Genomic DNA, 12,192 nt, shown 5'->3' with positions numbered 1-12,192 from the left:
GTTACGCTGCGCTAACCCAACCTATGCACACGCTCCCGCGCCTTCCATGGAAGAACTGATCGCCAAAGCCACCCAAGGCGTTGATCCGGATGCACCCGGCGCGTTCTTCCATATCTTTTTCAACCTGATGAACATGATTCCCTGGACTGCACTGTTCTGGTGGAATCTGGTGTTCGTTGCGGTGGGCGCCTTGCTCGGCTGGTGGCGCGGGCGTTTGCTGGCCGGTATCGTTTGGGCAGCAGCGCTGGGGCCGATCGGCTGGATTATCGTGCTGCTTGCCCCCAAATCAGCCAAGCCGCCGCCGCTGCCACGCTGACAGCATGCTTGCGGGGTGTATGATCCTGATGACGAGGTGAATTCCGTTGAGCAGCACGACTTCCGCCAAAGCGCATATCCATCACCACCACGAAGGCCCCAAGGAGTTCGTGGCTGCGGTAGAACACGCCAGTGAGGAACGTGGCCTGCGTTTGACGCCGCTGCGCAAAGAAGTGCTGGAGCTGATCGCTGCCGCCGGCAAACCGGTGAAGGCGTATGACCTGCTCGATCATTTGCGTGAGCGTCACGGCAACGCCGCGCCGCCTACCGTGTATCGCGCGCTCGACTTTCTGCTCGAGCACGGCTTCATCCACAAGCTGGAGTCGATCAACGCCTTCGTGTCCTGCCATCACCCGGCCGAGGCGCACCAGGTGCCGTTCCTGATCTGCGATGTCTGTTCCAGCGCGCAGGAAGTGTGTGACGAGCGCGTCGCGGAACTGATCGAAGCGCAAGCCAAGGCCTTCGGTTTCCGCCCGCAGGCGCAAACCCTGGAAGTGCACGGTATCTGCAAGAACTGCCTCAAGGCTTGATTCGCGCTGTTCAGCGCGAAAGCTGCTGATCCATCCAGCCGGCAATATCGTTCACCACTTCCTGCTCGATGCCGTAGTAGCCATGCGGCGTCAGCGAGTCGCATGCATCGGCCGAGCGCTGCACCCCGCCACTGACATAAAGCAGCTTCACAGACGGTGACGCTGACATCGCAGCGGCGATGCGTGGTGCGTTGCTTGGCGGCGCAACATCGCATTGATCCTGGCGATTGGCGACGATCAGCGCCGGCACGCGCACGTTTTGTGGATCCGCCTGGAACACGGTTTCATGGCTGCCGCCCATGACGGATACCGACTCGGTCAACACCACGCCAGCCAACTGCGAAGGATCGATGTGAGCAGCGCCATTCATCGCGGCAATGGAGCCCTGGCTGGTGCCCAGCAGGAAAACCGGGCTTGCCGATTGGCGATGCGCGAATTGCACCAGATCGCTCACCAGTGCCGCGTAGGTGGGTGAACTGCGCAGACCGCGCAAATTGTCGCCATCGATGGCGTCAGGAATCACGACGGCGAATCCTCGACGGATCCACAGGTCGCGTGTACGCACGACGAAGTTGTCGTCATGGCGCAGCTCACCGTTGCGCTGGATACCAACGTCGCCTGCGCCGCCGGGCAGCATCACGATGGTCGCTTTCGGAGCGGAAGGCGCGACATACAACAGGCGTTGATGACTGCCATCATGCAGCGGCAGCTCAACGACACGTCCAGTCGTGGCAGAAGCAGCGCAGGTGATCGGAGCAAGCACGAAGGCCAGGGCTGCCAGAGCGTAGAACCATCGAGGCATGAGCATATCCAGGGAGGCGAGTTGGTTCACATGAACGCGGCTCGCCCCGTGGGGTGTACGAGGAGGGCGTGGCTTGCGTGGTGATGGTTCATGTTATATTGTACCAATTCACTTGTCTTGCCGGCCGAGCCGGCATCACCCCCTGGTGTCGTCCCATCCCCATGGAATCCACGCCAACGCCGCAAACGTCCCGCTGGTGGAACCTGGCTGATCGCCTTGGCGCGACCGCTTCGTTCCTGTGCGCTATCCACTGCGCGGCACTGCCGTTCGTGCTGGCCATCCTGCCGCTATTGGGGCTGAGCTTCCTTGCCGATCACGCTTTCGAGCGCGGTTTCGTGCTGTGCGCCAGTGCACTGGCGTTGTTCGCACTGGTTAACGGTTATCGGCGGCACCATCGGTCCCTGCCGCTGCGGCTGGCCTTGCCCGGTCTTGCGCTGCTGGTGATGGGAGTGACCTTTGCCGAGAACTTCTCCATTATCCTGCACAGCGTGATGGTGACCTGCGGCGGCATGCTGGTGGCCAGTGGCCATTTTGTGAATCTTCGTTTCGATCGCCAGCACGGCCACGCACACGGTCCGCATTGCGCGCATTGAGTTCTCCTGCGTTGCACGGTGATTGTGTAACGGCCCCCGCGCTTCCTAGCATTGCCGTATGAATCACGCGCATAGCCATGCCTGCGAGCATCACGATGATCATTCCCGCGAAGCGGGAACGGACGGGCGCGAGCGCAAACTGCTGATCGCCGTTGTACTCACCGCGGGCATGATGGTCGCGGAAGTGGTGGGTGGCTGGTGGTCGGGTTCGCTTGCACTGCTGGCCGACGCCGGCCATATGCTGGTCGATTGTGCTGCGCTGATTCTCGCCTTATTCGCTGCGCGTATGGCACGCCGTCCCGCAGATGCCATGCGCACCTACGGCTATGGCCGCATGGAAGTGTTGGCTGGTTTCGTCAATGCGCTTACGCAATTCGTGTTGGTGGGTTTCATTGCGTATGAAGCCATCGATCGCCTCTTCAAGCCCGTGGAGATTCTTTCTGGCGTGATGCTGGGCGTGGCCATCGTCGGCCTGCTGGTGAACCTGATCGTGTTGCGCAGCCTGCATGGCCACGCGCACGAAGACGTGAACATTGGTGCCGCCAGCCTGCATGTGCTGGGTGATCTGCTGGGCTCCGTGGGCGCCATCGTGGCCGCGCTGTTGGTGCGCTGGATGGGCTGGAACTGGGCTGACCCGCTGCTTTCGTTGCTGGTATCGCTGCTGATATTGCGCAGTGCATGGTCACTGTTACGGCGTTCCACTCATATCCTGCTCGAAGGCGTTCCCGAGGGCATGGATACCAACGATGTCGAGACAGCGCTGCGCGATTCGGATACCTCGATCCGCGATGTGCACCATCTGCATGTCTGGCAGCTTGCATCCGGTTCGCGCATGGCGACCCTGCACCTGGAATTGCATGAACAGGGCGACGGCGCGCGGGCCCTGGCGGCGGTCAACCGCATCTTGCTGGAGCGCTTCGGTATCCGGCACACCACCGTGCAGATCGATCCGGGCGACTGCCCGGACGGCAGCCCGGACTGCAACGCCCAGCACCTGCCTTCCTCCGCCCACCATCACCATCATTAACAGCCGGCCGGACCGCGCTTGCGCTTTGGCCTGCCGCTGCTAGGATGATTAGCCGTTCACAGCAGTTACGAATCAAGGAGTTTCCCATGGGTAAGGGCGATCGCAAGACCCGTCGCGGCAAGACCTATCGCGGCAGCTACGGCAACACGCGCGCGCATTCCGCGCAGCCCGCCGTGGCCGGCGCCAAGGCGACCGTCACCAAGACGGCCCCGGTGAAGAAGGCTGCTGCGCCGAAGAAGAAGTCGGCCTGAGCTTTTGGCTCGTTATGAAAAAAGCCCTGGTGGTTACCGGGGCTTTTTTTATGGGCGCTCGGAAGAGGCTTTGCGCAAGGGTGGAAAATGGATTCCGGCCTTCGCCGGAATGACGATGGGGCAACGCTCGGCATCTTGGAATATTCATACTCCCTCGCCGTCATTCCGGCGAAGGCCGGAATCCATTTCTCGTACTCGCGTAAAACATTAAGCCTGAGCAGCACTGCCACTCATAACGCCACACCACCCAACCACATCTGTCGCACCAGCCCGCCGCCGATCCAATAACACAGCTCGGCCGGCTGCTTCACATTCCACACCACCAAATCCGCGCGCTTGCCCACCGCAAGTGTGCCGCGATCCGATAACCCCAATGCGCGTGCAGCATTCACGGTGACGCCACGCAACGCTTCCTCAGGCGTCAAACGGAACAGGGTGCACGCCATGTTGGCCGCCAACCGCAGCGAGAGCAGAGGAGAGGTGCCGGGATTGCAATCGGTGGCAATGGCGATCGGCACGCCGTGCGAGCGCAATGCTTCGATCGGCGGGAGCTTGGTCTCACGCAGCGCATAGAAAGCGCCAGGCAGCAACACCGCAACGGTGCCCGCCCGCGCCATTGCTTGAATCCCCGCATCGCTGAGGTATTCGAGGTGATCGGCCGACAAGCCGTCGAACTCGGCCACCAGCGCCGCACCATCTAGATCCGATAGTTGCTCGGCATGCAGCTTCACGCGCAGACCCAACTGCTGTGCATGCTCAAACACACGTTGCGTTTCCGCGCGCGTGAAGCCGATGCCTTCGCAAAAGGCATCCACGGCGTCGACCAGTCCTTCATTGGCCAGCGCGGGCAGCAGTTCGTTGCAGACCAGTGCCACGTAGTCGTCGCGGCGTTCCTTGTATTCCGGCGGCAGCGCGTGCAGACCGAGGAAGCTGGTCTGCACATGCATGCCCAGCGTTTCGCCGATGCGCCGCGCCACACGCAGCATGCGGCGTTCCGCTTCCAGCTCCAGACCGTAGCCGGATTTGATTTCCAGCGTGGTGACACCATCGGCGAGCAACGCACGTGCACGCGGCAGCGATTGCGCGAGCAGTTCGTCCTCGCTGGCGTTTCGCGTGGCACGCACGGTGGAGATAATGCCGCCTCCGGAGCGGGCGATTTCTTCGTAACTCGCACCGTTGAGGCGCAAGTCGAACTCTTGCGCACGGTCGCCGCCGAAAACCAGGTGAGTATGGCAATCGACCAGGCCGGGCGTGACCAGCGCGCCATCCAGGTTGTGAACGTCACGAGCAGTGGCCGCCGAAGCAGCTGGCAAATCCCGCATGGCGCCGATCCAGGCGATCTGCCCGTCCTGGCAGGCGATCGCCGCATCCGTGATCAGGCCATAGCTGGCTTCCCCCACGAAAGTGGCCAGCGAAGCATGCGTCAGCAAAAGATCCCAGTTCATGGCTTGGGTTCGTCCGTCGAGTGAGGCTCGGTGGGGGCGGCTGGCTCGCCATAGGTGCTGGTGGGACCGATCTGCTCCACGCTTGACGCCTCGTCATCCACTTTGGAGCGCTCGGCTTGCTGCCGCTCGAAATCCTGGATCATGCGCTCGGCGAAATCCTTGTAGACCGGCGTGGGGCAGAAGATCGAGGCAGCCGCGCGCGCCAGCAGGCAAGCCGCCATGATCGGAATCACCATGTCCTGATTGTTGGTGAGCTCCATCGCGATCACGGCGGAGGTGAGCGGTGCACCGGTCACGCCGGAGAGATACGCGCTCATGCCCAGCAGCACCACTGCCGCCTCGGGCGCGTGCGGCAGCAGCAGGGCAATGTTGTGGCCCAGACCCGCTCCCACCGCCAGGGCCGGTGAGAAGATGCCGCCGGGAATGCCGGCCCAGTACGACACCACATTGGCCAGCAGTTTGACGAAACCGAAGCTATGCCCTGGCGTTGCCGAGGCATCCTGCACAAAGGCGCGCGCCTGCTCGTAGCCGGTGCCGTACACCGCGTTATGCGACAGCACGCCGAGTACCGCCAGCGACAGACCGCAGCCAGCGGCGAACCACACCGGATAACGATCGCGCAGCCGTCCTATCGCAGCCAGCGGCCCGTTGCGGCTCAGCAGGATCAGGCGTGCGAACAGCCCGCCGAGCAGGCCGCAGACAATCCCGCACTCCAATACCGCCAGCCACGCGTGCCCCAGCGGCAGGCTGGTCTGCACGGTGCCGAAATAGGCGTAATTGCCGGTAATGCCCAGCGACACGACGCCGCCTACGAACACCGCGGTTAGCAGCAAGCCGCTGAAACGATGCTCGAAGGTACCGGCCAGTTCCTCAATGGCAAACACCACGCCCGCCAGCGGCGTATTGAACGCTGCCGCAATACCGGCCGCACCGCCGGCAAGAATGAAGCGCGAGAGTGCCTTGGGATCATCAAAACCAAAACGGCGCCCCAGCCAATACATCAAGCCCGCACCCACATGCACGGTAGGCCCCTCGCGGCCGATCGATGCACCCACCATCAATGCCAGCAGGGTCAGCACCATCTTGCTGATCGCGATCGGCAAGGCCAGCATGCGTGAGCGAAATCCCTCATCATCGATATGGATGGTGGCGATCACCTGCGGAATACCGCTGCCCCGCGAGGCGCGCAGCTTTCCGGAAGTGACCCAGGACAGCAGGCCGAACACCGCCGGCGTAAGAATCAGGGGAATCCAGATGCCATGCGCCAGAATTTTTTGGAACAGCGCATAAGCCAAGTCACTGGTCTTGGCGAACAGGATCGCCGCCAGTGCAACCAATATGGCGCCGCTCCATAAGGCGATGCGGCGTTTCCATTGATAGGGGGCGAAAAATTCGTGGCCGAGCACGGCGCGCAGGCGGGGATTGGAGGCTTTGGGTGATTCGGCGGACATCCGCCAATTATGGCAGATCAGCCGAGCGCCTTTCGTTGGCGGATGTTCCGATCCGGGATATCTCATCTCACCGTCGTCCCGGCCTTCGCCGGTACGACGGGGGCATCCAGCACAGAAACTACCGCACGCATTATCGCGACTTGCTCAACCACCGCGTCTCATAAAGGTCATACCGCCGATCCTTCAGATTCTGCACGGCCCCCGCATTGCGCGCCCGTGCCAGGCTTTCCAACCGCAGATCGGCAAACAGCACAGTTTCGATATTGGGTGTGGAATCCGCCGCAATACCATCGCGCGCAAACGGAAAATCGCTGGGCGTAAGGATGCAGCTTTGCCCGTATTGGATATCGAAATTGTTCACGCCGGGCAGGTTGCCGACATTGCCGGATAGCACCACATAGCACTGATTTTCGATCGCCCGCGCCTGCGAGCAATAGCGCACGCGCAGATAACCTTCGCGCACATCCGTGCAGAACGGCACGAACAGGATCAACGCACCCTGATCGGTCAGGTGCCGCGCCACTTCCGGGAACTCCGAGTCATAGCAGATCATCACGCCGATCGGGCCGCAATCGGTCTGGACCGTCGCGGCGCTGTCGCCGCCGGTGATGTTCCACACCACGCGCTCGCTGGGTGTGGGATGCAGCTTCTCGCGCTCGTGGATAGACCCATCGCGCAGGCATACATAACATACGTTGTGGATATCACCATTCGGTTGTTCGGTCGGATGCGAACCGCCGACGATGTTGATGTTGTAGTGCACCGCCAGGCGGCTGTAGAGGTCCTTCACCTGCGGCGTGTAATGGCTGAGCTTGCGGATGGTTTCGACGGGCGAAAGCTCCTCGTTCTCGATAGACAGCAATTGCAGTGTGATCAATTCGGGGAAAGTGACGAAGTCCGCGTTGTAATCAGCGGCGATGTCGGTGAAATATTCCACATGCGTGGCAAATTCCTCGAACGAGCTGATGCGCCGCTGCAGATATTGCACCGTGGCCACTCGCACCGAATCGGGCAAGTGCTGCGGCGATTTCACCGCCGGGATATCCGGCTGATTCAGCAGCGCCGGATTGCGCCATACCAGATGCGCGCCGTAACCCTGCGACTCATAATCCGTGGGTACGTAGGCACGCAGCAGGCCGATAAATTCGAAATCGTTGGTAAGCTGGAAGCTCAGCGTGGGGTCGCGGCGTTTTCCTTCAATCACCGCTTGCACATAGGCTTCCGGGTTGCCAAAGCGCTGAATGTTCCGCGACAACCCCGGAATGCGTCCGCCAAAGGTGATGCCGCGCAACTTCAGGTCGATGCACAAGCGCTTGCGCGCCTGATACAGGCGCTGGCCGATGCGCATGCCGCGGTAATCCGGATGCACCACCACTTCCATGCCATACAGCCAGTTGCCATCCGGATTGTGGCGCGAGGCCATGCCACCGCCGGTGATCTGCATCCAGGTATGCGGCGCCAGCGCCAACGACTCGTCGATGCGGAAAGTGGCACAGTAGCCGACGATAAGGCCCTCGTACTCCACCACGAACTGGCCCTCCGGGAAATGCGTCTGCTGGGAGCGCAGCATTTCCGCCGAATGGCCCCATTCGGGCGTGTAGACGCGGGCGGTGAGATCGACCAGAGCCGGCACATCGGCGGGCACGGCTTGGCGCAAGGTCAGCTTAGGCGCGTTTTCGTTCTTCCTGGCCATATCTTCATCCTTTCGTAAACAAGGTGAAGCGAATGCGAGCAAGACAGCTACACTTTAGCGGCTGTTTACCATGGCGCTCATTAAGGCAGGCATATGCATCATGCCTGGCACTGACAACTTTCTCCCTTGCTGGCAGGGGAGGGTTGGGGTGGGTTGTCCACGCTCGCATTGGATTGAGGCAAGGGCGGGCAACCCCTCCCAACTGCCCCAGCATCGCAGCGGGGCGAAAAGCTTGCCAATGTGCGCCGCAAAGTTCCCACGGAGATGGTTCATGAGCAACACCGCAGCAGTCCACACCTTCAAGGCACGGCAACTCTGGCAGGACGCGGCTTGGCAGGCTGACGCCGTTTTCGCCGTCGATGATCGCGGTTACGTTACCAAGGCGGCTGGCGAGTCGCCGCAACACCTCGATAGCTGGGTGCTGCCCGGCATGCCTAATCTCCATTCCCATGCCTTCCAGCGCGCCATGGCCGGTTTGGCCGAGCGGCGCGGTCCTGGCGACGATTCGTTCTGGACCTGGCGCGAAACCATGTACAGCTTCGCCGCCCGCATCGATCCGGAAACCCTGCAGGCCGTTGCCGCCCAGCTCTATGTGGAAATGCTCATGGCCGGCTACACCCATGTATGTGAATTTCACTACCTGCATCATCAGCCCGACGGTACGCCTTACGCACAGCCCGAAGCGATGTCGCTGGCTTTGATCGAAGCGGCGCGCGAGGCTGGCATCGCGCTTACTTTGCTGCCGGTGCTGTATATGAGCGGTGGCTTCGACGGACGCCCGTTATCGCAGCGTCAGCGCCGTTTCGGCCACGATGTGGATAGCTACCTGCGCCTGCTCGCCAACCTGCGCAAACTGGAAAATGACCAGCTGCGCGTGGGCGTTGCTTTACATTCGCTGCGTGCGATTCCTGAAAACGCCTGGCGCAGCGTGATCGATAGCGAGGCGTTAAAGACTGGCCCGATCCATATTCATATCGCCGAACAGATCGGCGAAGTGCAGGACTGCCTTGCAACGCGCGGTGCACGACCGGTGGAATGGTTGTTCGATCATGCGTCAGTGGACAAGCGTTGGTGCCTGGTGCACGCCACGCACCTTACCGACGCGGAAACCTTGCAGCTGGCGCGTAGTGGTGCGATTGCTGGGCTATGTCCTACCACCGAAGCCAATCTCGGTGACGGTCTGTTTCCGTTGGCGCACTATCTGGACGCCAACGGCGTGCTGGGCATCGGCTCGGATTCGCATATCTCGATATCACCCGTGGAAGAGCTGCGCTGGCTGGAATACGGTCAGCGTCTCAGTACGCGCCATCGCAATGTCGCTGCGCGCCATGCCGGGGATAGCGTAGGTGAAACGCTTTGGCGTGCAGCACTCAAGGGCGGCGCACAAGCAGCAGATTTGCCGATCGGTGCGATTCGCGAAGGCCAGCGCGCAGATCTTGTTGTGCTCGACGGTGATTCACCGCTGCTCGCCGCGCGTGACGAGCGATCGGCAATGGATAGCTTTCTGTTCGCCGGCAACACACCACTGGTGCGCCATGTGATGGCGGGCGGGCAATGGGCGGTGCGTGATTTTCAGCATCGTAGCGAGGCAGGGATTACTTCGCGGTACAAGCAGGCGTTGAAGCAATTGTCGCTGGCTTGAGCTTGGCGATGTGGAGGCATCCTCTGCGCACTGACTCCGGTTGTTGGGTTGGAATCCGGCGAGCTTGAGCTCGCCGGATTTCGTCGAGGCCTGTTGTTTTGAGGACGCTCGCTGATGGTTGCTAATAGTAGTAATAATTTACTTGTTTTTCGACAATGTACTTTTGTGCAGTGTATTCATAGCTGATTCGCGGTGCACCAATCTGCTCGTTGTAAGCGGTGGTGTAAAGCGGCACAAGACCCAAGGTGTCACAGGTGGCGGTTCCGGTTATTTGCATGCCGATTTCGTTGTCGGAGCCCTGTTCGCCTCCGCTGTTGAGAATTGAATTATCCAGAACAACGTTTCCGGTGAAGCTATCCGTGCCGAGCGGGCAGTTCGTATCCGGGATATTGCCGGATACGGGGATGGATGTTCCAGCAGCAAAACTGCCTGCCTTCGCTGCGGGTTGACCGTTGATCAAGAGGTTGGTGACGGATTCATACGTTGTGCAATCAATCTGATCACTAATGCTGCCGTCCGGAAGGCAGCTCAGTTGGATGGAAAGATTGCTCCACGAGATCAATCCGCCTAAGGCGCTGCCGCTTCCGGAAGAGGAGCTGGCATCAGCTTGGTCGCCAGTGGCTCCGGCATCGGTACTGTTGTCAGCGTCTTCGGATTCGAAGACGTCTACGCCGCTGATGTCTTCGTCGATAGATGGCGCCGTCTGATCATTGCTTCCCGACGTGGTTGTCTGGCTTTGATCATCGGGGCCCCAGTTTTGAGGCGACTGCAGCAGTCCCAATAGTGTTTGCGTCGCCGTGCCGCTATCGGAATCCGCCTCGCTGCTGAACTGGACGCTTTGCGCTTGCGCATACCCTGTACTGGCCAGGCCGATAGCCACCGCAAGCAAAGTTGCGGCAAATGTTTTCGTACCCCGGTTGTTGCGTGTTGCATGCATGGCAATTCCCCTCATTAGTGGTGGATATGACTTGCTTGCATTGCCCGTCGAGCGATGGACGAGGCTTTATAGGTCTGATGGGGTGAATGGCGGGTCGATGCTTTTTGCGTTGATTGAAGATGATGACGCGAAGTCGGTGAAAAGACTCGCATAAACGCAAGAGAAGGTATTTGTAGAAATTATTTATGGCGTATAGACGTCTAAATGTGATGACGTATTAACGCAACCTGGTACCGTTAAGAGCGCAACCTGGCACCGTTATGAGCATGATGATTGGATGCATCTGCCAAGCTCGGCCGGGTTTCGCCCGTCGAGCTTGGCGTTGATTCGCTCAAATTGGCTAGCCAGTTGCGATGTTGGCTAATGCAACTTGCGGTCTCGTGACCTCAAGGTTTTTCAGCGCGAGTCGACTCTGGTTAGGCGAGCACGTACAAAATCCGACTCTTAAGCTAGAGCGTGTCCCTGGCTTCGAACTCAAAAAGGATCTCTTTATATGATTCATCATCTACTTGATAATCGTCCTTAAGATCCACAGTAACGGAAGTCAATGGAAGGCCGGCGCAAGTAAGGGTGCCAACGAGATGAATGGCTGCGAAATCAAGTGTGCCGGTATCTCCATCTTGCTGAATGCTGTAGTCCCCAATCGTCAATTGACCCGTAAAAAGCGCCGCGCCGGTGCAAGAGCTCCCAACGTCAACCTGTAAATCCGTGGTCTGAAATGTCGTGGGTTGGGTGAAAGTTCCCGTGATTGGCTGGCCTGCAAACGTCAGCCCTTGAATAGTTACAGCGCCAGTACAGGTCGGTTGGCCGGTAGCATCCGCTTGGCAACTGTCTGACTCGGATTTTGATGTGTAACTTACTACGCCGCCGAGCAAACTAACCTGCGACAGGGTGCTCGATCCGTCGCCATCGTCTTGCGTCGTCGTGTCAGCTGCATTCGTGGTGTCGTCGGCTGACGCAATAGAGTAAAGCGGTAGACCGCATGCAGTGGCGCTCTGATTAGACCCGGTGGCGTCGCTGCTGCCGCTTACATCGGTAGTCGAAGTGTCCACCGAATTGATCGTCACTTGAGAGCCGCCATCACAGGTATAGGTACCCGAAAGAGCGTTCTCGGTCGCATCAAAAGGCACCGATCCGGTGTCTTGTGCTAGCAAAGGGGTGGCAAGCACGAATGCCAATGCGACGGCAATTGGGGTGAATAGAGATGATGAGAAATGTGGCCGGTTCAGATTTTTCACGTGGCGCCTCCGCAATCAAAGTAGTGTCATGAGCCCTTTGATCGGAGTCTTTAGAGCGGTGTGAAGATGGTGCGCCGACGCGTGCAACTGTGAGCGGAAGCCAGAGTTTGGTAACAAAATAAATAACTATTCAGCTGGCTAAGAGTGAAAGGACGGAGTGCCACTTTTGTCACGCGTCGAATGCTAAACACGCATCCTCAATTAAAGACCCCTTGCCAGTGGGTATGTACCGTTTGCATAAGCAAGGGCCGCTCACTGGTAAGCCAGG

Annotated in this window: 12 protein-coding genes; 6 read left to right on the top strand and 6 right to left on the bottom strand. The window is 59.8% G+C overall.

Annotation, left to right across the window (positions count from 1 at the left end; all coding sequences use genetic code 11):
* Window positions 1–46 precede the first annotated feature (46 nt).
* Both ISN74_RS11705 and ISN74_RS11700 read left to right on the top strand, forming a co-directional pair.
* The gene (locus ISN74_RS11705; RefSeq protein ID WP_188800845.1) at window positions 47–316 is read left to right on the top strand and encodes a hypothetical protein; all 270 of its coding nucleotides are present in this window, start codon (window positions 47–49) and stop codon (window positions 314–316) included.
* 46 nt (window positions 317–362) lie between these two features.
* Window positions 363–845: a transcriptional repressor gene (locus ISN74_RS11700; protein ID WP_229679392.1), complete on the top strand. Its 483-nt coding sequence runs from the start codon at window positions 363–365 to the stop codon at window positions 843–845.
* A 10-nt stretch (window positions 846–855) separates the two neighbouring features.
* On the opposite strand, the gene ISN74_RS11695 is transcribed toward ISN74_RS11700, so the two are convergent.
* Window positions 856–1,647: an alpha/beta hydrolase gene (locus ISN74_RS11695; RefSeq protein WP_203546598.1), complete on the bottom strand. Its 792-nt coding sequence runs from the start codon at window positions 1,645–1,647 to the stop codon at window positions 856–858.
* A gap of 161 nt (window positions 1,648–1,808) precedes the next feature.
* Between ISN74_RS11695 and ISN74_RS11690 the strand changes: the two genes are divergently transcribed.
* The 3 genes from ISN74_RS11690 (at window position 1,809) to ISN74_RS11680 (ending at window position 3,518) form a co-directional block, all read left to right on the top strand.
* A complete protein-coding gene (locus ISN74_RS11690; RefSeq protein WP_188800843.1) occupies window positions 1,809–2,240 on the top strand; it encodes a MerC domain-containing protein in 432 nt (143 codons plus the stop codon).
* 58 nt (window positions 2,241–2,298) lie between these two features.
* Entirely contained in the window at window positions 2,299–3,267 is a 969-nt protein-coding gene (locus ISN74_RS11685) for a cation diffusion facilitator family transporter (protein WP_188800841.1), read from the top strand.
* Between the two features lie 86 nt (window positions 3,268–3,353).
* The gene (locus tag ISN74_RS11680; protein ID WP_188800839.1) at window positions 3,354–3,518 is read left to right on the top strand and encodes a 30S ribosomal protein THX; all 165 of its coding nucleotides are present in this window, start codon (window positions 3,354–3,356) and stop codon (window positions 3,516–3,518) included.
* A gap of 230 nt (window positions 3,519–3,748) precedes the next feature.
* Here the strand turns inward: ISN74_RS11680 and hutI are convergent, their stop codons facing one another.
* From hutI to ISN74_RS11665, 3 genes are all read right to left on the bottom strand, one after another.
* The gene (hutI, locus tag ISN74_RS11675) at window positions 3,749–4,963 is read right to left on the bottom strand and encodes an imidazolonepropionase (RefSeq protein ID WP_188800837.1); all 1,215 of its coding nucleotides are present in this window, start codon (window positions 4,961–4,963) and stop codon (window positions 3,749–3,751) included.
* Window positions 4,960–6,414: a chloride channel protein gene (locus ISN74_RS11670; protein WP_188800836.1), complete on the bottom strand. Its 1,455-nt coding sequence runs from the start codon at window positions 6,412–6,414 to the stop codon at window positions 4,960–4,962. Before ISN74_RS11670 ends, hutI begins: the two co-directional genes overlap by 4 nt.
* Window positions 6,415–6,544: 130 nt before the next feature.
* The gene (locus tag ISN74_RS11665) at window positions 6,545–8,107 is read right to left on the bottom strand and encodes a bifunctional GNAT family N-acetyltransferase/carbon-nitrogen hydrolase family protein (protein ID WP_188800834.1); all 1,563 of its coding nucleotides are present in this window, start codon (window positions 8,105–8,107) and stop codon (window positions 6,545–6,547) included.
* A 271-nt stretch (window positions 8,108–8,378) separates the two neighbouring features.
* On the opposite strand from ISN74_RS11665, the gene ISN74_RS11660 reads away from it, so the two are divergent.
* Window positions 8,379–9,749, top strand: a complete 1,371-nt coding sequence (locus ISN74_RS11660) for a formimidoylglutamate deiminase (protein ID WP_188800833.1) — start codon at window positions 8,379–8,381, stop codon at window positions 9,747–9,749.
* A gap of 121 nt (window positions 9,750–9,870) precedes the next feature.
* Here ISN74_RS11660 and ISN74_RS11655 read toward each other — a convergent pair whose 3' ends face one another.
* Window positions 9,871–10,686 carry a hypothetical protein gene (locus ISN74_RS11655; RefSeq protein ID WP_188800832.1) on the bottom strand — a complete coding sequence of 272 codons (816 nt, stop codon included), beginning with the start codon at window positions 10,684–10,686 and terminating at the stop codon, window positions 9,871–9,873.
* Window positions 10,687–11,135: 449 nt separating this feature from the next.
* On the bottom strand, window positions 11,136–11,924 hold the full coding sequence (locus ISN74_RS11650) for a hypothetical protein (protein WP_188800831.1): 789 nt from the start codon (window positions 11,922–11,924) through the stop codon (window positions 11,136–11,138).
* Window positions 11,925–12,192 lie beyond the last annotated feature (268 nt).

Origin of the sequence: Dyella caseinilytica (assembly GCF_016865235.1) — a bacterium.
In the GTDB taxonomy this organism is placed as follows: domain Bacteria; phylum Pseudomonadota; class Gammaproteobacteria; order Xanthomonadales; family Rhodanobacteraceae; genus Dyella_B; species Dyella_B caseinilytica.
Note: the sequence above shows the minus strand (reverse complement) of the source record. Positions and strands in the feature narration are given on the sequence as shown.

Excerpts from the sequence above, each read along its gene's own strand:
- ISN74_RS11665 (WP_188800834.1), bottom strand. The coding sequence starts at position 8,107 with ATGGCCAGGAAGAACGAAAACGCGCCTAAGCTGACCTTGCGCCAAGCC.
- ISN74_RS11655 (WP_188800832.1), bottom strand. The coding sequence starts at position 10,686 with ATGCATGCAACACGCAACAACCGGGGTACGAAAACATTTGCCGCAACT.
- ISN74_RS11660 (WP_188800833.1), top strand. The coding sequence starts at position 8,379 with ATGAGCAACACCGCAGCAGTCCACACCTTCAAGGCACGGCAACTCTGG.
- ISN74_RS11690 (WP_188800843.1), top strand. The coding sequence starts at position 1,809 with ATGGAATCCACGCCAACGCCGCAAACGTCCCGCTGGTGGAACCTGGCT.
- ISN74_RS11670 (WP_188800836.1), bottom strand. The coding sequence starts at position 6,414 with ATGTCCGCCGAATCACCCAAAGCCTCCAATCCCCGCCTGCGCGCCGTG.
- ISN74_RS11685 (WP_188800841.1), top strand. The coding sequence starts at position 2,299 with ATGAATCACGCGCATAGCCATGCCTGCGAGCATCACGATGATCATTCC.
- ISN74_RS11695 (WP_203546598.1), bottom strand. The coding sequence starts at position 1,647 with ATGCCTCGATGGTTCTACGCTCTGGCAGCCCTGGCCTTCGTGCTTGCT.
- hutI (WP_188800837.1), bottom strand. The coding sequence starts at position 4,963 with ATGAACTGGGATCTTTTGCTGACGCATGCTTCGCTGGCCACTTTCGTG.
- ISN74_RS11680 (WP_188800839.1), top strand. The coding sequence starts at position 3,354 with ATGGGTAAGGGCGATCGCAAGACCCGTCGCGGCAAGACCTATCGCGGC.
- ISN74_RS11705 (WP_188800845.1), top strand. The coding sequence starts at position 47 with ATGGAAGAACTGATCGCCAAAGCCACCCAAGGCGTTGATCCGGATGCA.